This window comes from Opitutaceae bacterium TAV5, assembly GCA_000242935.3.
Taxonomy (GTDB): domain Bacteria; phylum Verrucomicrobiota; class Verrucomicrobiia; order Opitutales; family Opitutaceae; genus Geminisphaera.
Genome location: CP007053.1, coordinates 5,024,230 through 5,046,201 on the forward strand (window position 1 = coordinate 5,024,230; position 21,972 = coordinate 5,046,201).

The 21,972-nt window shown below is 62.9% G+C and carries 19 protein-coding genes; 4 read left to right on the forward strand and 15 right to left on the reverse strand.

From position 1 onward, the window contains the following. The first annotated feature begins 1,316 nt into the window (after positions 1-1,316). Entirely contained in the window at positions 1,317-1,406 is a 90-nt protein-coding gene (locus OPIT5_21290) for a hypothetical protein (protein ID AHF94580.1), read from the forward strand. A gap of 453 nt (positions 1,407-1,859) precedes the next feature. On the opposite strand, the gene OPIT5_21295 is transcribed toward OPIT5_21290, so the two are convergent. From OPIT5_21295 to OPIT5_21350, 12 genes are all read right to left on the reverse strand, one after another. Then, positions 1,860-3,173 carry a 2-hydroxyglutaryl-CoA dehydratase gene (locus OPIT5_21295; protein AHF92406.1) on the reverse strand — a complete coding sequence of 438 codons (1,314 nt, stop codon included), beginning with the start codon at positions 3,171-3,173 and terminating at the stop codon, positions 1,860-1,862. An 88-nt stretch (positions 3,174-3,261) separates the two neighbouring features. Next, on the reverse strand, positions 3,262-4,578 hold the full coding sequence (locus OPIT5_21300) for a 2-hydroxyglutaryl-CoA dehydratase (GenBank protein ID AHF92407.1): 1,317 nt from the start codon (positions 4,576-4,578) through the stop codon (positions 3,262-3,264). Then, positions 4,556-5,773, reverse strand: coding sequence for a 2-hydroxyglutaryl-CoA dehydratase (locus OPIT5_21305; GenBank protein ID AHF92408.1), 1,218 nt, complete (start codon positions 5,771-5,773; stop codon positions 4,556-4,558). Before OPIT5_21305 ends, OPIT5_21300 begins: the two co-directional genes overlap by 23 nt. A 24-nt stretch (positions 5,774-5,797) precedes the next feature. Further along, positions 5,798-6,775: a CoA activase gene (locus tag OPIT5_21310; GenBank protein AHF92409.1), complete on the reverse strand. Its 978-nt coding sequence runs from the start codon at positions 6,773-6,775 to the stop codon at positions 5,798-5,800. Further along, complete coding sequence (locus tag OPIT5_21315) at positions 6,772-7,560, reverse strand: peptide ABC transporter ATPase (protein AHF92410.1); 789 nt, start codon at positions 7,558-7,560, stop codon at positions 6,772-6,774. The genes OPIT5_21310 and OPIT5_21315 overlap by 4 nt, the downstream gene beginning before the upstream one ends. A 4-nt stretch (positions 7,561-7,564) precedes the next feature. Next, complete coding sequence (locus OPIT5_21320; protein AHF92411.1) at positions 7,565-8,770, reverse strand: hypothetical protein; 1,206 nt, start codon at positions 8,768-8,770, stop codon at positions 7,565-7,567. 80 nt (positions 8,771-8,850) lie between these two features. After that, a complete protein-coding gene (locus tag OPIT5_21325) occupies positions 8,851-9,639 on the reverse strand; it encodes a sulfonate ABC transporter ATP-binding protein (protein ID AHF92412.1) in 789 nt (262 codons plus the stop codon). Positions 9,640-9,662: 23 nt separating this feature from the next. Further along, positions 9,663-10,133: a pyridoxamine 5'-phosphate oxidase gene (locus tag OPIT5_21330; GenBank protein AHF92413.1), complete on the reverse strand. Its 471-nt coding sequence runs from the start codon at positions 10,131-10,133 to the stop codon at positions 9,663-9,665. A 47-nt stretch (positions 10,134-10,180) separates the two neighbouring features. Continuing rightward, the gene (locus tag OPIT5_21335) at positions 10,181-11,104 is read right to left on the reverse strand and encodes an ABC transporter permease (GenBank protein AHF92414.1); all 924 of its coding nucleotides are present in this window, start codon (positions 11,102-11,104) and stop codon (positions 10,181-10,183) included. Next, positions 11,101-12,390, reverse strand: a complete 1,290-nt coding sequence (locus tag OPIT5_21340; GenBank protein ID AHF92415.1) for a nitrate ABC transporter substrate-binding protein — start codon at positions 12,388-12,390, stop codon at positions 11,101-11,103. Before OPIT5_21340 ends, OPIT5_21335 begins: the two co-directional genes overlap by 4 nt. Positions 12,391-12,939: 549 nt before the next feature. Further along, a complete protein-coding gene (locus OPIT5_21345; GenBank protein AHF92416.1) occupies positions 12,940-13,251 on the reverse strand; it encodes a hypothetical protein in 312 nt (103 codons plus the stop codon). Between the two features lie 123 nt (positions 13,252-13,374). Beyond that, positions 13,375-14,553 carry a hypothetical protein gene (locus tag OPIT5_21350; GenBank protein ID AHF92417.1) on the reverse strand — a complete coding sequence of 393 codons (1,179 nt, stop codon included), beginning with the start codon at positions 14,551-14,553 and terminating at the stop codon, positions 13,375-13,377. 137 nt (positions 14,554-14,690) lie between these two features. Here OPIT5_21350 and OPIT5_21355 point away from each other — a divergent pair, with 137 nt between their 5' ends. Then, a complete protein-coding gene (locus tag OPIT5_21355; GenBank protein AHF92418.1) occupies positions 14,691-15,425 on the forward strand; it encodes a hypothetical protein in 735 nt (244 codons plus the stop codon). Between the two features lie 104 nt (positions 15,426-15,529). Here the strand turns inward: OPIT5_21355 and OPIT5_21360 are convergent, their stop codons facing one another. Beyond that, positions 15,530-16,645 (reverse strand): 50S rRNA methyltransferase, encoded by a 1,116-nt coding sequence (locus OPIT5_21360; protein ID AHF92419.1) that lies wholly within the window; start codon positions 16,643-16,645, stop codon positions 15,530-15,532. Between the two features lie 63 nt (positions 16,646-16,708). Between OPIT5_21360 and OPIT5_21365 the strand changes: the two genes are divergently transcribed. Both OPIT5_21365 and OPIT5_21370 read left to right on the forward strand, forming a co-directional pair. Next, on the forward strand, positions 16,709-17,848 hold the full coding sequence (locus OPIT5_21365) for a permease (protein ID AHF92420.1): 1,140 nt from the start codon (positions 16,709-16,711) through the stop codon (positions 17,846-17,848). A gap of 172 nt (positions 17,849-18,020) precedes the next feature. Then, positions 18,021-19,364, forward strand: coding sequence for a sulfatase (locus OPIT5_21370; protein ID AHF92421.1), 1,344 nt, complete (start codon positions 18,021-18,023; stop codon positions 19,362-19,364). A gap of 20 nt (positions 19,365-19,384) precedes the next feature. On the opposite strand, the gene OPIT5_21375 is transcribed toward OPIT5_21370, so the two are convergent. Both OPIT5_21375 and OPIT5_21380 read right to left on the reverse strand, forming a co-directional pair. After that, positions 19,385-21,004, reverse strand: a complete 1,620-nt coding sequence (locus OPIT5_21375) for an FAD-dependent oxidoreductase (protein AHF92422.1) — start codon at positions 21,002-21,004, stop codon at positions 19,385-19,387. A gap of 42 nt (positions 21,005-21,046) precedes the next feature. Then, positions 21,047-21,910 (reverse strand): glycerophosphoryl diester phosphodiesterase, encoded by an 864-nt coding sequence (locus OPIT5_21380; GenBank protein ID AHF92423.1) that lies wholly within the window; start codon positions 21,908-21,910, stop codon positions 21,047-21,049. Positions 21,911-21,972: the final 62 nt, after the last annotated feature.

Here is a 21,972-nt window from a genome sequence, read left to right on the forward strand (position 1 = left end):
CTTCCGAAATACTACAGGCACTATAGGGAGATTGTCCGATTGGCATTTTTGATTTTATTACTCCATCCTTTGCATGCAACATCCAGAGAAATCCACCAGCGCTTACAAAAAGGGCATCAGCAAAGACGCTTACTGGCATCCAGACTCCAGCATCACTTAGAAAAGTAGTCCACAATTGTGCCCCTGTTTTTTTGTCGAAGCACTGAACAAACCCCTCAACTGTTGTAAGAAAAATACTTTCGTACGAGACTATACATAGCGATCGCATTCCTATCCCGCAAGAATGTGTTGACCACAAAACCGTTCCTGCAGAATCGATGGCCCATACTCGTTCCGAAGAGGCAATATATGCAATATCATTCGAAATTTGGACGCCAGAAGTATCAGAGCTTGTCAGATTACCCGGTCCCAAATCCACCTTCCAGTTTATATTTTCCTTAAATGAATACAGATAAATTCTAGCCTCCTTATTTCCCTCACCCTGCTGAGTGCCTAATGTCAGAAAGTCGCCGTTCGCATTTTTCGCACATAAACCAAAGAAAAATGTCCGTGGTGACATTATCTGGAAAACCAATCCCCCATTTTCCCCTATGGCATATATGTTTCCTGCATTTGAAACAATCGCCAAATTGTCTATGATATTGATGGGGCTTCTTATGCGACCATTTGTTTTGAATTTCCAGAGTGATTGTCCCGTTTTTTTATCCAATGCCTCCAAGTCGGTAAACCCGGACAATAAAAGAAGCTCATTCCCTCTTAAAGCAGGTGCACCATAGCCACCGTTTATGAGATTACTTTTCCATAGAATTCTACCATTCTCTTTTTGGAATGCGACTACCTCGTATGATCTACGTTTTTCAACATAGACGACAACGTAGCCTGAGTAGGAATCACTTGGGTCGAATATAGGAACTCTAACGAGTCCATCCAAACGAACCAACCACTTGAGATTCGGTCTTTTTTCTGTGCCGATCTTAAAATCGGCACATTGTAGATGATCGACGAAACTGGTGTTATGTAGCCTCCGAATAGTTCTCATTGTAGATAGTAATTTCCCTCTTTTGTTGCAAATCAATTATTAAGGGGCAACGTACCCTAAGTGTGTTTTTATCTTCAAAAGCATATGGTCTTTTGCTTCCTATAATCGCCTCAAGGGAAACTTCTATCTCTGAGAGAGAATGGTCCCATTTGGAAATAGGAAACTCAATGTTTGCCGTCTGCCCGACATGCCATTCGCCTTCCACGGAGATCACATTGTTTCCGCGAATTGAGAACTTATTGTTTCCCTCAATCTTTGCTGTAATTGACGTTATGACTTGATTGTCTTGATCCATCACGATGCCATCGGGCTTGTAAAATCCGACTCGAACATTTATGGAAACCTTTTGATCAAAGGTTTTCTGTAGTTTGCTTGTGATATGCAAGGCACTTGGTATGATCAGAAAGTCAAGAGTGCAATCAACTATTTCAATAAGAAGTTGACTAGCTTTTATCCACCAGATTCCTGATCTGTTTCCACCCCATTCACGCCTCCATGGATCTTGTAATGCAAACATTTTAGTTTTGTTATCATAACCGACTATCAGAACGGCCTGTCCTTCTAGATCATTTTTCCGCATCACTTCATCTGATGATGGATAAGCCGCAGCGCTGTGTAATCGGATCATTACTGGCTTGCCGTCGGCAAGAGAACGAATAATCGTTTCGGATGCCCGTTTGAAATAGGGGTCATAGCATGCAACTGATGCAAGTCCTTTCGATGATATTATTATTGTATTCATGTTTTTAGTTTATGCTTATTATATGTTTCGTGTTGGTTGATTGCATATATATGCAATGATAGAATCATTCCGATCTATTCAGAACGATTCGGAGAGCTGTTCGAGGAAGGCCTTGATTTTCATTGTCTGCTCCTCGGTGACGGGTTCGTTGTGGACGGTGCATTCGAGGCCGACGATGGGGAAGCCCTGCTTGCGGAAATAATTGCGCTCGAGCTGCTGCACCAGGCTGGCGTAGGGGCAGGCGGTGATGGCGGAGGAAATGAGTCCCCTCGCGCCGGTCTTCGCGATCAGTTCCTCGATGCGGCGGCGGCGCAGCAGGGCAGAGGCGCCGGTGGCCTCGCCGAGTTCGCCGCGGAGCTGCGCCTCGAACAGATAGTGCGCGAGCGATTCGAGTGGCGGCACGTCCTCGCGATAAAGCGAGGTGCCGAGAATGACCAGCCCGACAAGGACGGCGTTGGCGTTCTCGAGCAGCTCGAAAAAGCTCAGGCCGCCGGGAGGCCCGCCGGCGAGCACGAGCGGCAGGCAGGGGCGTGTGTCGGGCGTCTTCGCCGCTTCCTCCAGATCGAGGAGGATCTGGTCGAGGATGGCATTGAATTTTTCCCGGTTCCCGAAGTAGCTGCTCGTCCCCATGATGAGCCACATCATCGGCAGGCTGCCGATATCGAAAGGGCGCTTCAGGCGCAGGTCCATGATGCGGGCCACTTTTTTGATGGCTTCGTTCTTGAGGCGGATTTCCTCGGCGAGACGGTCCTCATCCACAGGTTTGCCCTGGAGCCAGACGGTGGCCTTGCGGAGCTCGTTGGCGAAAAATTTGACGAGTTCGTCGCGGCGCTCCCCGAGCTTGAAAGCGGTCGCCCCCTCCACGGTATGGATTTCATAGCCATCCCTGCGCGCGTGCTCCTCGACCATGCTGGCCGGCTCGCAGGTGGAACCGAAGGCAAGGATGCGCCGGATCCGGTCGTTTTTCCTGAGATGCCAGCGGCCGGCCATCGACTTGATCATGGAACAGAACTCGGAGGGAATCTGGAAATGATTCTCGGCGACCCGCTCGGCGTGTTTGCTGTCGCGCCGCCATAGTTCCATGATGGATACGCCGATGGTGTCGGTGGCGCGGAAGAGCGGCGAATCCCAGAACATGCCGCCCCAGACGGCGCGCCGGCCCTGGTCGACGAGTGTTTCGATGTGTTCGAGGCTCCACGTGTTCGCAAGCACGCCGAGCTCCTTGACGGCCTGCGAGCTGGAATCCTTGGCCCTGGCATCGTAGAGGCCGGGCTGGATGCGGCTGCCGTGGCGGACGGTGCCGGGGAGGTAGTCGGGCGCGTCCACGCGGATGCGGTTTCCGGTGAGGACGGACGCGGTGTCGGGGCTTTCGAACGTGGTGGTGTTGCTCATGGTCGGCGGGCGGTCGGATGGTTGAGTGATCGAGGAGGGGGATCGGTCCGGTCGGGCTGACCCGGACCGATCCCTTGCGGGAGCCTGTTCAGCAGGCTTCGGCGAGTTGTTCGAGGAAGGCGCGCACCTTCATCGTCTGCTCCTCGGTGGCGGGTTCGGTGTGCACGGTGTGTTCGAGGCCGACGATGGGGAAGCCCTGCTTGCGGAAATAATTCCGCTCGAGCTGCTGCACCACGCTGGCGTAGGGGCAGGCGGTGATGGCGGAGGAGATGAGGCCTCTCGCGCCGGTGTGTTTGACGATTTCCTCGACCCGGCGGCGGCGCAGCGTGGCCGACGCGCCGGCGCCTTCGCCGAGTTCGCCGCGCAGTTGCGCGTCGAACAGGTAATGCGCGAGCGACTCCAGAGGCGGCACGTCCTCGCGGTAGGTCGAGGTGCCCTGGATGACGAGACCGACGATGACGGCGTTGGATTTTTCGAGCAGTTCGAAAAAGCTCACGCCGCCAGGCGCGCCGCCGGCGAGCACGAGCGGCAGATAGGGGCGCGTCTCGGGCGTCTTCGCCGCCTCCTCCAGCTCGATGATGAGCCGGTCGAGGATTTCGTTGAATTTCACCGGATTGCCGAACAGGTGGTTCGCGCCCATGTTGATCCGCAGCGTGGGGATGCTGCCGAGGTCGTAGGGGCGCTTGAGGCGCAGGTCCATGATCCGTCTGACCTTCCGGAGCACCTGGTTCTTGAGCCGGATCTCCCCGGCGAGACGGTCTTCGTCCACAGGTTTGCCCTGGAGCCAGACGGCGGTTTTGCGCAGTTCGTTGACGAAGAACCTGACCATCTCCTCGCGGCGTTCGCCGACCTTGAAGGCGGTGGCGGCTTCGTAGCAGTGCAGTTCGTAGCCGTCGTGACGGCTGTGCTCGAGCACCATGTTGATCGGTTCGCAGGTGGAGCCGAAATACAGGATGCGCCTGATCTTGTCGTATTTCTTGAGGTGGAGACGGCCGATCATCGCCTTGATCATGGAGCAGAATTCGGCGGGCACCTGGAAATGATTTTCGGCGACATGCTCGGCGTGTTTGCTGTCGTGCCGCCATAGTTCCATGAAGGGCACGCCAATGGTGTCGGTCGCGCGGAGCAGCGGCGAATCCCAGGAACCGCCGCCCCAGACGGCGCGGCGACCCTGGTCCACGAGTTCCTCGAAGTGTTTGAGGTTCCATTTCTTCGTGAGTTCGTCGAGATCGCGGATGGCCTGCGACCGGTGATCCGCCAGGCTGATGTCGTCGAGGTGCGGCTGCACGCGGCTGCCGTGGCGCTTGACGGCGGGCGCGGCGTCAGGATCAACGGCGGATTGTAGCGGGAATTCAGCGACAGGATATCCGGCGGATCCGGGTTCAAGCGTCAACGGTTTGCTCATGGGTGGCGGTGGTGAGTTGTTTTTCGCGGATGACATCGACGAAGGCTTCGATGCGGGTGAGGAGCTGGCCGCGGTCGCTTTCGGAATAATCGCTGGAGAGCGCGAGCACGGGGAGGCCGAGTTCATGGAAGCGGGCGATAAAGTCCTTCTGGCTCACGCCGTAGCAGGCGCAGAACTTGAGGAAGACGTAGAGGACGCCGTCCACGTTGTACTCCTGGGCAAGTTTGGCGGAAAACTCGATGGCGTCGGAAAGCGGGCGCTGGCGGGCGCAGGGCGACTGGTCGAGGTAACCGTCGGCGAGCGCCTGGTAAGGGTCGCCGGTCTCGGGCACGGTGTGGTAGAAGGGCCGCGCGCCGGCGCAGTGGTCCTCGATGACGACGCGGGCGCCGAGCTCGTTTTCCACGATGTCGAGGATGCGGCGGTCGCCATCGGCCATGATGCTGCCCGCAACCATGAGGCGGATCTGGCGCTGGCCGGACGGCGGCTGGGCGGGGGTGAGCGCCTCGTAGTAGCGGTAGAGCTGCTCCAGAACGGGGAGGAGCTTGCGTGGCTCGACGTAGTAGTAGCCGCGCACGATGTCGAGAAAGGCGCGGCCGGTGAGCGCGGGATTGGCGCGTTTGCGCAGCTCGGAGAACTTGCGCAGGAGCCGGCGTAGTTGGTTGTAAACGACAATCCCGGCGCGCACGTCCTCGTCGGCGATCGGCTTGCCGGTGAGCTCGGCAAGATCGTCGCGAAACTCGATGATCTCGGAACGGAAGAACCGTCGCGAGTCTTCGGAGTTGCGCAGTTTGGGGAGATTGAGCAGGCGCGTGGGTGTGAAAAGCTCGATCACTTCCGACGCGCGTTTCATGGTGGCGCAGGTGTGGAAGTTGTAAACCTTGTCGAACGCCTTGTAGAACGGGTCGCCCTGTTCGAAGCCGCCGATGCAGCTTTTGGTGAAATCGCAAAACACGCTTTGCGTGAACAGTTCGCCGGCGGCGGCCTGTTCGGAATTGCCACCCTTGAAGAGGCGGGCGTGGCGGACGCCGGCGGCGCTGAGCAACTCGAGCGGTGTGTAGTTGCACAGGTAGCCGGCTTTTTTGACGCCGACGGCGTCGATGAGGGACTGTTGCTCGGTCTGGACGAAGGCGCTGAATTGTGCCGGGTCGGTGATGCGCGGAGCGGTGGCGGGGCCGGTGGTGGATGTGATGCTCATGGTGAAGGAGGTTCTGGTTGGTGTTCAGCAGGCGAGGCTGCGGTCGAATTCGACTTCGACGGCGTCGTTGACGGCGGCGGGGCTGTCGGCTTTCGACCACACGAAGGGGCGAGCCTGGTATTTGGCGGCGACTTCCGGCGAGGCCGCCGCGTGCTTGCCCGCATAGACGGCAGCTCCCAGCGAGCCGGCAAAGATGAGGTCGAGCTTCGGCACCTGGAACTTCGACTTGAGCAGGGTTTCCAGGACCTGCCACATGCCGGGGTTGTTGGAGACGCCGCCGGTGAAGGCGAGGCCGGGTTCGATGCCGACGCGGCCGAGCAGATTGTGCACGCGGCGGGCGGCGGAGAGGTGCACGCCGGCGGCGATGTTGGCGCGGGCTTCGAGGTCGTTGTTGCGCTCGCCGCGGGCGCGCAGCGAGATCATCTCGGACTCGGCGAAGACCACGCACTGGCTGCTGACGGGCGCGGGGTCCTTCGACTCGAGGGCGACGGGGCCAAGCTCATCGAGCTCGATGCCGAGCAGGGCGGCGGCCTTTTCCAGAAAACGGCCGGTGCCGGCGGCGCATTTGTCGTTCATGACAAACTCGACGACCTTGCCGGTGGCGGGGTCGATCTTGATGGCCTTGGAATCCTGACCGCCGATGTCGATGATGGTGCGCGTCTCCGGGAGCGCGGCGTGCGCGCCCATGGCGTGGCAACTGATCTCGGTGACGACCTTGTAGGGGATGTCGTCATACTTGAGCGAGATGCGCCCATAGCCGGTGCCCACGATGAAGGCGATGTCGGAGCGTTGCAGCCCGGATTCGGCGAGGAGGCGGCCGAGCAGGTCGTCGGCGGTCTCCTGCATGTAGAGGCCGGTCGGGATGAGGGCGGTGTAAACCTCGTCCTCGACGAGGAGGACGCCCTTGGAGCCGCGCGAGCCGATGTCGAGCCCGATGACCGGCCACTCGGGGCCGTAGGTCCAGTCGCCGGAAGCGATGATATCCTTCGCTTTGTGTTTCATGATTTCTGTAGTGTGTATGCTGATATGGTTTCCGGCTGCGCCGGACGGTTGGGAAAAGTCGCCTCCACGGACGAGGCGGGCCGCAATTGGCCCGCCTCGAGGCGCCAGCGGTTGTCGGCGCGCGCGGCCAGCTCCGGGTCATGCGTGACCAGCACGAGCGCATGGCCCTCGGCGGGCAGCCCGAGGAGAAAATCGGCGACCTCTTCCGCGCGGCGCGGGTCGAGGTCGTTGGTGGGTTCGTCGGCCAGGACGACGGCGGGGCGGAGCAGCAGGGCGCGGGCGATGGCGACGCGGCGCCGCTGGCCATGGCTGAGCATGTGGGGCAGGTGCGCGGCGCGGCTGGCAAGCCCGAGGCGGGCGAGCAGGGCGCGGGCGTGGTCCCGGGACTCGCGCAACTCGCGCACGCGTCCGCAATCGCGGGCGGCGCGGCCGGCAAGGAGGGCCGGGATCAGCACGTTGTCGAGCACGGACAGCGAGCCGACCAGTTGCGCGGTCTGGAAGACGAATCCGAAAAAGGTGTTGCGGAGGAAGGCGCGCTCGGCGTCGGAGAGCGTGGTGGCCTCGTGTCCGCCGACGAGGACGTGGCCGGAAAGCGGTTGCAGGAGCAGCGCAAGGATGCCGAGCAGGGTCGTCTTTCCGCTGCCGGAGGGGCCGACGATGGCGGTGGATTCGCCAGCCCGCACCTGGAGCGACACGTCTTCGAGAATCGTATCGGCGCCCCAGGAGCGGGAGATGTGCCGGGCCTCGAGGAGGACGGGGGGCGACTGATTGACGCGGGTGCTCATGGTGTCAGTCGATGTCTCCTTGCGCCATGGCGTGCGCGGGTTCGAGTTGGGCCACGCGGAGCGCGGGCGCGATGGCGGCGGCCGCGCCGACGAGGGCATAGAGCAGGAGGGCGCCGAGCGCGCCGAAGACGAACAGCGGCGTCTCCACGGGCACGAAGGGGAACACGTTGTCGGCGGTGAGACGGCTGAAGGCGAAGCGGTACAGCCAGAGGCCGGCGGGGATGCCGGGCAGGACGCCGGCCACGGCGAGGAGCATGGCCTCGCCGACGACGAGTTGCACGATGCGTGCGCGGGCGGCGCCGAGAGCGCGGTAGAGCGCCCATTCGCCCTTGCGATCCCAGGCGGCGGCGGCGAAGTGACCAAACAGATACGCGATGCCGCCGAGCGCGGTGAGGCCGCCGGCGCCGGCCAGCACGAGAACGAATGCATCCATCAGGCGCTTGGTGCGCAGAAAGGTTTCTCCGGCGCGGATGACGTTGAACGGGCCGATGTCCTCGATGGCGCGGGCGACGGTTTCCACGGCGGCGGGGTCGGCGACCTCGACGAGCAGCGCGGAGACGAGCCGGGCGGGCGGACCGGCTTCGAGCCAGACGGGACGGAGCGCCTCGGACTGCGTGGCGAGGGCGCGGGCCGCGTCGATGGGCATGAGAATGGAGTGGTCGAGGCTGGCCCCGGTGGAATCGAGCCGCCAGCCGATGCGGAAGATTTTCCCCAGAATCTCGATGAGCGAACCGGGACGGCCGACACCGGCGAGCAGTTGGGAACCAATGACAACTTCGTCGGCTTCGAGCGTGGAGCGTCCGGCGGAGGAGAGCCGGGCGAGACGGCGGAGGGTGCCGTCCTCGACGCCGACGAGACGTATTTCGTTTACACCCGAGCAGCATTCGAGCCGGAGCGTTTGCGTGAAAAACTGCGACTCCACGCGTCCGACCCCGGGCACGCGGCGGACGTCGGCGACGAGGGCGCGGTCCATGTAGACGTTGAGAGGCGAGCCGGCGAAGAGCGCCTTGTCGGGATCGACGGTGGCGTTGGCGGGCACGATGAGCAGATCGGCCCCGAGCTGGCGGCGGCCGCGTTCGATGCCTTGTTCGAGTCCACGATAGAGCAGGAACACTCCGAGCAGCAGCGCAACGCCCAGGGCCACGCCCAGAACGGCGGCGAGCGATTGCCAGCGGCGGCGGAGGATGCTGTGGAGGATCAGGCGGAGCATGCGATTTTAATCAAGAATCAAGAATTAAAAATTAGGAAATGGATAGACTGAGTAGTCGTTTTTTGGATTCAAACGGCGCGTCAGATTTCGTAGCTGAACTGGGTTTTCGTCTGCAGCTCGAACTCGGCGAGGAGTTCTTTCTTGAGGTTCTGGAAGACCGGGTTTTCCCGGTCGCGCGGGCGCGCGAGATGGACGGGGACGATTTTCTTGATGCGACCGGGCCGGGCCGACATGAGCACCACGGTGTCGCTCAGGTACAGGGCCTCCTCCACGTCGTGCGTGACCATGACCATGGTGATTTTTTCCTCGATCCAGATTTTCTCCAGTTCACGCTGCATGTAGATGCGGGTGAGGGCGTCGAGCGCGCCGAGCGGTTCGTCGAGGAGGAGAATGCGGGGCTTGTTGACAAGGGCGCGCGCGATGGCGGCGCGCTGCGCCATGCCGCCGGAAAGCTGCGCCGGCCAGGCGCGCTCGAAACCGTGCAGGCCGACGAGGCGCAGGTATTTCCGGATACGCTCCTGTTGCTCGGCTTTCGGCAGGTCTAGCAGGCCGAAGCCGATGTTTTCCTCGACCGTAAGCCAGGGGAGCAGGCGGTGGTCCTGGAAGACCACGCCCTTGTCCGGCCCGGGGCCGCCGATGCGCAGGCCGTCGAGCGTGACATTCCCGCCGAACTCGGTCTCGAGTCCGGCCAGGATGCGCAGGAACGTGGTCTTGCCGCAGCCGCTGGTGCCGACGATGGAGACGAACTCCCCGGGCCGGATGCTGAGGTTGACGTTGTCGAGCGCCGTGACCCGCGCCGTGCCGTGGCGGGCGGCGAAGATCTTGGTGAGGTCGCGGGCCTCGACGTCGACAGTGCGGTTTGCAGTCATGACCATTTGAATACGTGTCGGGCTCAGAGCGCGATCTCCTGGAGGGCAGCCGGGCCGCGTCCCCTCGAATAGTCGGAAAAGCGGACCTCGGCGGCCTGGACGCGGAAGAGGGCGGTGCCGTCGAGCTCGCCCTTGTCCGCGCGGGCCTTGAAGTGCGGGCTGCGGGCGGAGAGGACGGTGACGGCCTGCGGATACTCGGGGGATTGCGGGACGACCTCGACGGCGTCGCCGATCAGGGAGACGCCTTTGTAGGAAGCGATGTCCAGTTCCTCATGCTGGAAGTAAAAGTTGACGCGGGCGTTTTTCCGGATGCTGCGGACCTTGGCGGAATCGCGCGGCGTGGAAAAATAGACGTCGACCTGCCCGGGGGCGACCGGCGCGAAGCTGCCGATCGGACGGATCGTCGGGGCGTTGTCCTCGCGCACGATGGCGAGAAAGGCCCAGCGGGTCAGGGCGATGTAATCGTGAACGTTCTGTTTTTGTTCGATGCTCATGGTCGGGAAGAGAGTGGTGGGTGTGTGTGGCGCGTCGGGGGGGGGAGTTATCCCTCGAATCCGCGTTTCCAGCGCAAGAGGCGGGCCTCGATGCGACGCAGGACGACGTCGATGGTGAAACCGACGACGCCGATAAGGACGATCAGCACGAAGAGCTGGTCGCTGTGCAGCAGTTCCTGGGCGCGCATGATGAGGAAACCCAGCCCGCGCCGCGCCCCGAGCATTTCGGCGACGATGAGGACGGCCCACGAGATGCCCGCGCCGAAACGCAGTCCGACAAAGATAGCCGGCAGGGCGGCCGGCAACACGATGCGGCGCAGGAGGCGCAGGCGTCCGTAAGCGAAGATGCGGCCGACTTCGATGTATTCGCGAGGGGTGCCGCGGATGCCTTGCAGGGTATTCAGGAACACGGGGAAAAACACGGCCTTGGCGATGAGGACGTTTTTCCCGAGGTCACCCGCGCCCATCCACAGAATGATGAGCGGGAGCCACGCAAGGGTGGGCACCTGGCGGATGCCGTTGAGCAGCGGGCCGAGGAGGTCTTCCACGGTGCGCGAGAGTCCCGTGGCCATGCCGGTCGCGAGGCCGATAATGGCGCCGACGGAAAACCCCTTGAGGACAGTGATGGCGCTGATCCGGAAATCTCCGAGGAGATTGTCCTTCAGCAGGAGCTTGAGGAAGGCTTCGCCGACGCTGGCGGGCGTGGGCAGGAAGATGCGCTCGACAAGGCCGAATCGCGTGAGGAGATCCCAGACGATCAGGAGCGCGAGAGGCAAAAGGCTCTGGATGGCGAGGCGACGGATGCGGGGAAGATTCCGGCGAAAACGTTCGACGAACGGCGTGCGGCTGGTGGCTGCCGAGACGGTGTCGGGTACGGGAAAGGTGGTGGTCCTGTCGCGGGATGCCGTGGGCAACGCGGGGGAAACTGCCACGGGAGACGAGGGTGCGGTGGCTTCGGTGGCGGTGCTCATAGCGCAGGGGCGGATCGGGTGTTGCCGGAAGTGGAGACGACGGCGCTCGCTGCCGGAGCCGACGGTGTGACGCCGTCAGTGCCTGCCACCGCCGACGCGGACGGCGGCTGCCGCGGCTTTCCGCTGGTATCCACAAAATACTCACCGCCTTTGAAGAACCGGCGGTCGACGAACTCGGAGATCTGCGCTTCGGTGAGAGGCTTGGCGCCGTAGAAATCGTCGCCGTTGGCGATTGCCCATTTGAGGAAGCGCGAAAGCGCGTCGATGGTCTCCTGCGCATCGGGACGCCCCGGGTCGAGCACGAGGGAGGACTCGTCCTTGATCATGTAGAGCGAAACGGATTTGGGCGTGCGGTAAACCCTGGCCGCGGCCTCGGCGGTTTCCTCGTAATGGTTGCCATCGACAATCCAGCGGCGCGTGCGGTCGTAGAGGCGCAGGTAGGCTTGGACGACGTCGGGATTCCGGTTGGCGAAGCGGCGCAGGGTGATGATGAGGGCGCGGCCGCCGCCGGTGACGTACTGGCCGTCAGGTCTGGCGGTGGCGATTTCGCGTACGCGGCCCTCCTCGTAGAGCCGGCCGATTTCGGGGGTGGCGGCGTGAACGGAAAGGGCTTCGATTTCCCCGGTGAGAAGTGCGAGGATGCTGGGATTGCCCGTGATGTTGACGTAGTGCACCTCGCCCTTTTTCAGCTCGGTGTCGAGCTGGATGCCCTCGGCGAGGAGCGCCTCGTAGGTGGCGAAGTAGGGGCAGCCGAGCCGGTGCGCCCCGAGCACTTTCCCCTTGAGGTCGGCGAGCGTGCGCACGGGAGAATCCTTGCGGACGATCGTGGTGGCGCGGCGCGGGTGGCAGTCGCCGCTCGCCCAGACGACAACGAAGTCAAAGCCGTTGGCCTTGTGCTGGAGGGAGGGATAGGCCATGCGTTCGGCGATGTGGAGGTCGCCGCGCTGGAAGAGGGCGGCCTCGGCGCTGCCGGCCACACGGCGGTCGACGATTTCGACCTCGACGTTGAGCGGGTCGAAGGCCTCGCGAAGCCAGCCTTTTTCGTTGGCGATGGTGACCCAGCTGTTGAGGCCGATTTTGACGACACGCTTTTTCGAGGGAATGGCCGGGGGAAGCGCGGTGGATCTGGTGATGGCGCCGGCGGTGGCCGGGGCAGCGTCTGCTGCGGCCGCGGGATGCGTACCGGCGGGTTTCGCAGTATCCGATGAAAATGCGCGGAAGAGGAAGACTGCGGCGAGGATGCCCGCCAAGGGCAGGCCCGCTTTGTATACAAGGGAACGGTTCATGTAGGCGTGAGCAAATATATGAAACAAAACAACACACTGTCCGGCATGTGATAACGTGCCGGAGAAAGGCATGCGGAAGCATGCGGCTATGATATTCCGTCAGTCGTCTATACGGAATGACATGAAACAGGCATGGCTGGTCGACGGGTACACCGGTTGGTGGTGGACAGGACAAGCCGGTTGCATCCGGGTTATGTCATGTGGTCCCATAACGCGAAACGGCGTGCCGACACGCGGACAACGGGCGGACGATCACGGGAACGAAAAACCGCCGGTCCTGATGATGGTATCGGATGACTGAACCGGAAGGTCAGCCCGGGCTCGGAAAGTTGGTCGTACATTGGAGGAGATGAGTTTCATGCGTTCCTCCAGATGCCTGGTCGTGCGCTGGGCGCAGGAGCTGGTGCCCTTCTGCAAAGAAGATCAATTCAGTGTGTTTACCAGGATACAAATAATTATTTTTACCGCTGCAAAGGAAGAACGGGATTTAATCGGGTCAATAAGCTGACGCACCATCCGGCCGGAAGCGGGTGAAGCCGGGGGAGTCGTCTACAAGCCGCCGAGCACGCCGAGGATCATCAGGATGGCGAGGACGAGGCCGACGGCGATCCAGTACCAGGCGATGCCTCCGATGCGGTAAACGGCGGGGCGATTCCGGCTCGCGGCGCTGCCGTCGGCCTCGTCGTCGTTTTCCTCCCAGGCGGCATCGGGCAGGTCGAGGCCGTCGTAAAGCGAGCTTTCCCGCCAGCCGGTGCGTTCGTCGGCTCCGCACTCGGGGCAGGCGAGGGCGTTGCGCGGGATCGTCGCGCCGCACTGGGCGCATTCATCGGGCGGAGGTCGGGAATGGCGGCGAGAAGACATCGGGAAAAAGCTGAAAGGCTGAAATCTGAAAAGCTGAAACCGGACTTCGGCTGCGTTGCGGGCTGGGTGGTTTGGAATTTCAGCTTTCAGCTTTTCAGTTTTCAGCTTTTTCAGAGAGTCACGTCAGTCGGCGGCGGGTTGCAGGTACTTGCGTTTGACGAGGCGCCAGGCGGTGACGAAGAACGCCGTCAGCGGGATGGCGAGGACCATGCCGAGAATGCCGTCGAGCGCGGTGCCCCAGAAAAAGATCGCCACGATGATCACCACCGGGTGCAGGCCGGTGCGGTCCCCCATGATCTTGGGCGTGAGAAACCAGCCCTCGATCATCTGCACGATACAGAAGACGATGAGGACAAAGACCACGAGTTGCATGCCGCCGCCGTCGGGCTGGAGCAGGGCGAGAGGAAGGGCGACGCTCAGGCCGAGGATGGTGCCGAGATAGGGTACGATGTTGAGGATGCCGAGCGCCAGGCCGATGAAGAGTCCGAACTTGAGGCCGATGATCGAAAACCCGAGCGCGAGCAGCGCCCCCATGATCAGCCCGATGACAAGCTGGCCGCGGAAGAACGAGATGACAATGGCGATGAATTCCTCGACGAGAAACACCACGTCGGCACGCACGCCGGGCTTGAGAAAGGGGAGCTGCGCATCGAGGCCGCGGGTGGGCTCGCGGCGCGAGAGGAGGAAAAAGAAAAGGTAGATCGGGACGATGGCGAGGTGGGTGATGAAACCGAAAAAACCGACGACCCCCACGCCGGCGGACTTGAGCGAAGGGACGATGGAATCGACGGAAGGCACCGCGTCGGCCGTCACGGTTTTCACGTGCTTCACGAGGTTGTCGATGATCTCCTGGAATTTCGGGTTGGCGACCTTGTCCTGCATCGCGCCCAGCCATTGCGGGGAGTGCGTCTGGATGTACTCGACCGCCTTGTCCCACAGGGCGGGCAGGGCGGAGAGAAATTCGATGAGCTGTTTGATCACCGGCGGGATGATGACGAGCAGGCATGCCGCCACGAGAAGGACAAAAACGGCGTAAAGGGTGATGACGGCGAGGGTGCGGCGGAATTTCAGCCTGGCTTCGAGCAGCTCCACGACCGGCCGCAGGATCAGGGCGAGAATGCCGGCGACGGCCAGCGGCCAGAGGACCGACGAAAAATGCCCGACGAGAAACGACAGGGCAATGAAGACCCCGCCGAGCAACACGATGGAAACGATGAGGGCGAGGAGCCCGAGCGAGAAGCCGACCATGCGCCGCTGGCCCGGGGTGAGAAGGCGCGGCTCGTTGGATGTGGGTTCGGACATAGACAGGGGCTGAGGAAAAGGGATCCGGGCGCGACGGCAAGCCCGGGAGAGGAGGGACTTGACGGGTTTGTCATGATTGGCACTCGACAGCGCGGGCCGCTTGCAGGATGCAGGTCGGTTCCGCTTCGCCACCACGCATGAACGACACTGCTCTCGCCACCATCGCCATCACCGGGTTTACCGTGGCGTTTTTTCACGCGGTGATCCCGACGCACTGGCTGCCCTTCGTGCTGGTGTCGCGGGCGCGGAGCTGGTCGATGGCGCGGACGCTCGGGGTGGTCGTGTTTGCGGGGACGGGGCACGTGTTGCTGACCACGCTGATTGGCGTGGCGATTTCGTGGTTCGGTTACCAGCTCAACCGCCAGGTCGGGCTGCTGTTTCCCTGGCTGGTGGGCGGGTTTCTGTTCGCCGTGGGGCTCTATTATGCCTGGCGGCAGGCATGCGGCCGGGGGATTTGCCATCACCATCCGCCGGGCGGGCATCACAAGCCGGACAAGGCGTGCGGGCACGAGGAAAACGAGAGTCACTGGGAACACGAACTGGAGGAGAGCCCGCTGGCCGAGCCGGAGAAAACGTCGGACCGGGCGGCGGCGTGCGGGCTGTTCGTCATGCTCACGCTGTCGCCGTGCGAGACGTTTTTGCCGGTCTACATGACGGGGGCGCAGTTCGGCATCCGGGGCTTTGTCGTGCTGAGCATCATCCTGGCCGCCGGAGCGCTGGGCGGGATGTTGCTCTTCACCTGGCTGACGATGGTCGGGCTGGAGCGGGTCAACCTGCGCCGGTTCGAGCGGATGGAGGCCGGCCTGCTCGCCGGGCTGTTCATGATCCTCGGCGTGCTCGTCGTGATCGTGGAGCGCACACACGGGCACTGACGAGGGGCGGAATTTTCGATTCCCGATTTTCGATCGGGCTTCCCGCGCCGTTTTCCGGCCGGAGAGGCAGGGGCAGTGGCTTGGTCAATCGAGAATCGAAAATCTCAGGCCGTCGCCAGTTCGCGCTCCTTTTCCGTCTTCAGCCGGAGCTGCCCGCAGGCGGCGTCGATGTCGTGGCCTTTTTCGCGGCGCAGCGTCACCGATATGCGGGCGGCGCGGAGGATGTTGGCGAAACGTTCCTGGCGGGTGACGCTCGGGCGCTTCCAGGGAAGACCTTCCACCGTGTTGTAGGGAATCAGGTTCACGTGCGCGTGCAGGTCGCGCGCGATGTCGCGCAGTTTTTCGGCCTGGTCGAGGCTGTCGTTGACCTCCTCGATCAGGATGAACTCCAGCGTGATCATCCGCCCGTGCTTTTCGGAAAACGCTTGGATCGCCGGAATCAGTTTCGCGAGGGGGAAGGCCTTGTTGACCGGCATGATTTTCTCGCGGACCTCGTCCGTCGCCCCGTGTAGCGAGATGGCCAGCCGGATGCCGAGGGGCTCCTCGGCGAGTTTGTAGATTTTCGGGACGAGTCCGCTCGTTGAAAGCGTGATGCGGCGCGCGCCGAAACCGAGCCCCCAGTCGGCGTTGACGATGGTGAGCGCGCGGATGATCGCATCGTAGTTGGCGAGCGGCTCGCCCATGCCCATGACCACGATGTTGTCAAACGACGCCAGCTCCGACCGCGCGCGCGGCGTCAGCGCATCCTCGCGGTAACACACGTGCAGGAGTTGCGCCACGATCTCGCCCGCGTGCAGATCGCGCTTGAGTCCGGCGAGGCCGGAGGCGCAAAACGCGCAGGCCATCGCGCAGCCCACCTGGGTCGAGATGCAGATCGTCTTGCGCGAGTGGTCCAGCCCGACGCCTTCCTGCGGGGCGCGGATGATGACCGTCTCGATCAGCGAGCGGTCACCGAGTTCGAGCAGCAGCTTGTCGGTCACATCGTGCGACTGTTTGCCGAAGACGAGCGAGGCCGGCATCAGCTCGAACGTCCCGGCCAGCCACGCGCGCAGCGGCTTGGGGAGATTGGTCATCTCGTCCCAGGAACGGGCGCGTTTTTTGTACACCCAGTCGAGAATCTGGCGCGCGCGGAAGCAGGGCTCTCCCCGCTCGCGCAGGCGGGCGGTGAGCGAGTCGAGCGTCTCGCCGGTCAAAAACGGTCTGGCTGGTGTAAACTTCATGGTTGGCGAACAAGTCGGGTGCGCACACAACAGCACGCCGAACATCCCGAAAACCGCAAGCGTGTGAAAATTCTCCAACGACACATCTTTTTCAGCGTCCTGTTTACCTGCAGCATGGCGGTGTTCCTTTTTGCGTTCATCCTGCTGGTGGGCAACATGCTCAAGGATCTGCTCGGCTACGCGCTGGCGGGCCAGATCACGATCCCGGTGCTGCTGAAGCTCTCCGCCCTGCTCGTGCCCTACGTGGCCGCCTACGCCCTGCCGCTCGGCATCCTCACCGGCGTGCTCCTCGTGCTCGGGCGGATGTCGGGCAACAGCGAGATCACCGCGATGCGCGCCGCTGGCCTCGGTCTCGGTTTTGTGGCCCGTCCGATCCTCCTGCTGGCGGTGGCCGGCGTCGTGATCGAACTCGGCATCAATTATTATTACATGCCTGTCGCGCGGACGATCTACGTTGCGACCCGCAACGAGGCGGTGCGCCAGGACCCGCTCAAGGTCATCACGCCGCGCACGTTCATCCGCGATTTTACCGGCGCGGTGATTTACGTGGACGAAAAGGACGGCGACCGCCTCCGGGACCTGTGGGTCTGGGAGCTCGACAAACAAAACCGCGTGGTCCGCGCCCACCACGCGCTCTCCGGCGAGGTGAGCTACAACGAAGCCGACAACAAGCTGGTGCTCTCCGTGCAGAACGGCACGACGGAAATCCGTGACGACGACAATCCCGAGGATTTCAGCAAGGCCGTAAAAGTGGGCTCGTTCGGCAGCGCGGAATTCGAGTTTTCGCTCGACCACCTGTTTTCGAAATCGGGAGGGAAGGAGAAACTTTCATGGATGACGTTTGGCCAGTTGCTGGCGAAGCGGCAGGAACTGGCGGCGGCGGAAAACGCGGAGACGCCGGCGGGGAAAAAACAGCGCATGCGGCTGGAAATGGCGTTCAACGAAAAGGCGGCGAGTTCGCTGGCCGTGCTGGCCTTCGCGCTGATCGGTGTGCCGCTCGGCATCAAGGTGTCGCGCCGCGAGACGTCGGCCAACCTCATGGTGGCGATGCTCCTGATTCTCGCCTACTACTTCCTCGCGGGTTTCGCCGGCTGGCTGGAAAATTATCCCGCGCTGCGCCCGGATATTCTCGTGTGGCTGCCCCCGCTGGCTTTCGGCGCGGTGGGCGTCTGGCTTTTTTGCCGGATCGGCCGGATGGCATGAGGAAGGGAGGCTCATATGGGTAACGGGACGCAGGGTAAAAACGGAGCGGCGGCATTCCTGCCGCTGCCTCGCCGGAGAGCGTCTTCGAAACACGGGAACATCGCGAGGCCCGAAGTGACCTTGCGGCGTTCCTGGCAGCAGCGGCAGGAATGCCGCCGCTCCGCTGCATGACATGAGCGCGGCCCCTGACATCCTCTGGATCGTGACCACGCAATGGCGGGCGCAGGCCTGCGGTTATGCGGGAGACCCGAACGCCCGCACGCCCAGCCTCGACGCGCTGGCGTCATCGTCGATCAACTACACGCAGGCGGTGACGCCGCATCCCTTCGGCCCGTTTGCGCGCGCAGCCTTGCTGACCGGGGTGGCGTCGCCGGCCAACGGCGTGCGAGACTACTTCGATCCGTTGCCGGCCGACGCCCGCACCCTCGCACACCGGATGGCGGAGCTCGGTTACGGGACGGCCTGGTTCGGCAAGTGGCACCTTGCCCCGCGCGATCCGCACGCCGCGCTGGTCGGCGAGGCGCACGCGCGCCAGCCCGTGCCGCCGGAGCGCCGCGGAGGTTTCGCCTTTTGGGAGGGCTTCGAGGGCGGTTTCCTGCTCAACGATCCCTGGCTGCACGGCACGCGCCTGCCGGAGCCGGTGCGCATGCGCGGTTACCAGAGCGACGTCGTGTGCGAGCGCGCCGCCGCATGGTGGATTGACAGGAAAAACGTGGCACGGGCTTTTTCCGCCAATCGCCCGTGGACGGCGCTCCGCGCCGCCAATGTTCTCCCGGACATGGGCATCCCGCCTGTATCCGCAACCGGTGCGCGGGACGCCCGCCCCACGTTCTGCGTCGTCAGCCTGGAGCCCCCGCATCCTCCCTACGCCGCGCCGGTGCCGGCGGACCTCCCATCCTCTCCGGCTCCCGCCGACCTCGTCCTCCCGCCCAATGTCCCGCGCGGCGGCGACACGGAAACGCAGGCCCGCCGCGAACTCGCCGGTTACTACGCGCACATCGCCGCCACGGATCGCGCCATCGGCCGGCTTGTGGCTGCTGTCGATGCCGCCGCGGCCGGGCAGGGGAGAGCGGCGCCGGCCATCGTGTTCACCTCGGTGCACGGCGACATGCACGGGGCGCACGGCCTGTTCCGCAAAGGCTGGCCGCACGAGGAAAGCGTGCGTGTGCCGCTGCTCGTGCGTCTGCCCGGGTCCGGCTCCGCCGGCAGCCGTCCCCCGGCGACATCGGACGAACCGGTTTCCCTGCTCGACTTGCCGGCGATGACGCTGGCTTTGGCGAAAGGATCGACAGGATCGGCAGGATCGGCAGTAAAACCCTGGCGATGCGAGCGCGACCGCGCGGAGATTTCCATGCCTTCCGTGGTGGCGCTGTCCCACCAATGCGACCGCGTGTGGCGCGGCTGGCGTTCACCGGCGCGCAAGGAAATCTTCAACGCCGACGGTTCGCCCTGGCTGAGTTTCGACCTGACGAAGGATCCCGGTGAGACAAGCCCGCTGCCGTTCCGGGTCTCGTGAAATAAAACGCCCGCGTCGTATCAGGCGGCAACCCGGACGCCGTCGCCCGGTAAAACGCCTGCCTTGGTATAACCCGCCGCCAGCCTTGCATACGTCTCGCACTGCTTCCGCTGCCAGGCTTCGTCGCGACCCAGTTCGCCGGCCAGCAAACCGGCTACGCGACCGGCAGCCTCGATGGACGCGCGGGCATCGAGCAACAACGCCCGGGTGCGTCGCGCCAGCACGTCCTCGACCGTGCGCGCCATCTCTTCGCGAGCGTGCCACACGACTTCCGCCTGTTGGTACGGCAAGGCAGGATGGAGGGGAGCCGCCAGGTCGGGACGTCGGGCGATCAATGCCCGCACGCCTTCTGCGTCGGCGCCGTAAACGCGCAGGTTGCGTTCGCGAAGGGTGGCGCCGCCATCCTCCAGCCAGCCGTGGATTTTCAGCTCTTTTGTCGCGCATGCGTGTTCGGGGAGGCCGGCGAGTTTTTCGACATGATCGATCACATCCTCGGCCATGCGCCGGTACGTCGTCCATTTGCCGCCGGTGATGGTGACCAGGCCGGTTTTTCCGATCACGATGGTATGATCGCGCGACAACGCCGCCGTGCTTCCTCCATGGCCCGACTTCACCAACGGGCGCAGTCCGGCAAACACGCTCAGCACATCCGAATCCGCCGGATCGAGAGCGAGGTACTTTTGGGCGTGAGTCATCACAAACTCGTACTCCTCGTCCAGCGCCCGGGGCTCCAGGCTTGCGGCGGGGCGCGGTGTATCCGTCGTGCCGACGACCACGCAATCATGCCACGGCACGGCGAACAGCACGCGTCCGTCCGCCGTCTTCGGCACCATCAAGGCCGAGTTGCCGGGCAGGAATTTTTTGGGGAGGACAAGGTGGATGCCCTGGCTCACCGTCACCAGATCGGTCGCCGCCGGTTCGGCCTGCTTGCGTAGTCCGTCAACAAATACTCCGGTGGCGTTGATGACGGCTTTGGCGTGGACTTCGAATTCCGCGCCGCCCCCGGCGGCCTCTGCCTCCTCATCGCGCACGCGCACGCCCTCGATCCGGCCGCCCCCGCCTTTTACGAAACCGGTGCACTTGCAGTAATTGACCACCACCGCGCCGAGCCCGGCCGCTGTCCGCGCGAGGTTGATCGCCAGGCGGGAGTCGTCGAATTGCCCGTCGTGATACAGCACGCCGCCCTTGAGCCCGTGTGTTTCCACGGTCGGCAGCCGGCGTATCGCCTCGTCGCGGCTCAGGACCAGCGAATGCCCGAGGCCGAGCCGCCCCGCCAGCCGGTCATAAACCTTCATGCCCACCCCATAAAATACCTGGTCGAAGCGCGAGTAGTTGGGGATTACGAATTCCATATTGTGCACCAGATGCGGCGCATTTTTCGCCAGGCGTCCGCGCTCGTGCAGCGCCTCGCGAACGAGTTTGACGTTGCCCTGTTTCAGATAACGCACGCCGCCGTGGACGAGCTTGGTCGAGCGGCTCGACGTGCCCTTGGCGAAGTCGTCCTGCTCGATCAGCGCCACGCGATGTCCGCGCGCCGCCGCATCGACGGCCGCTCCCAGCCCGGTGGCGCCGCCGCCGATGACGATCACATCAAAAATCTCTCCTGCCCGCAGGCGGTTCAGGTGTTCGTTACGATCCATTGTCCTGTTCATGGTGAGTAATTGTCGTCTGCACCCCGGCCTTCAGGCCGGATTCCGAATCCGTGTGGATGACACCTTCCTTTCGAGGGCTTCGCGAATCAGGCCGGGCCGGTCTGTCGTGATCGCATCGACACCGGCCGCCGCCAGATCGCGGGCCTTGGCGGGGTCGTTGACCGTCCAGACATAAAGCCGCAGGCCGGCGTCGTGAACGCGTTGCACGAATGCCGGCCCGATCGGCCATCCCCTGTCCAGATCCAGACCATCGAAACCGGCCTCCCGGCAAAGTCCGATCAGTGTGGCCAGAGCCTCCGGCGAACGCTCCCTGTAATCTCCGGCAAGGTACAGCGCCTTGCACTCCGGCATGATCGTCTTTGCCTGGCGAAGCACGGTTTCGTCGAAGCAGATGAATTCCACCTGTTCGCGTTTCACGACTCCGGCCTTCACGGCTTTGTCGATTTCACGCTTCAGGGCGGGGACGACTCCCGGGCCGCCCTTGATTTCCACGACCAGTTTTTTGCCGGCGGGGAGCACTTTCAGCACTTCGGAGATGACCGGCACCTTTTCCCCCTTCCACTGCTCACCCTTGAATGCGCCCGCATCCACCTTCCGGATCGTGGCCAGATCGACTTCGGCGACATTCACGTCCATGCCCCCGGTGCGGCGAAGCGACGGGTCGTGCAACAGCACCACTTCATCATCAGCGGTCACATGCACATCGCATTCCGCACCGTCCGCCTGCTGCTCCCAGCCGAGCTTGATCGCGGCAACCGTGTTTTCCGGCGCATCCCGGGATGCGCCACGATGAGCGATAATCTCGGGTTTTGATGTATGCCCGGGCCGGGCTCTCGTGTTCATTCCGGAAATATGCCCTTGAAGGACGAGGAGTCCAACCCTGTCAATGCGCATGCTTTCCCGGCGGCGGGCCGTGTTTCCGCGCAGGGGGCAGCGGTTGCCTGCGGCAGGAAATC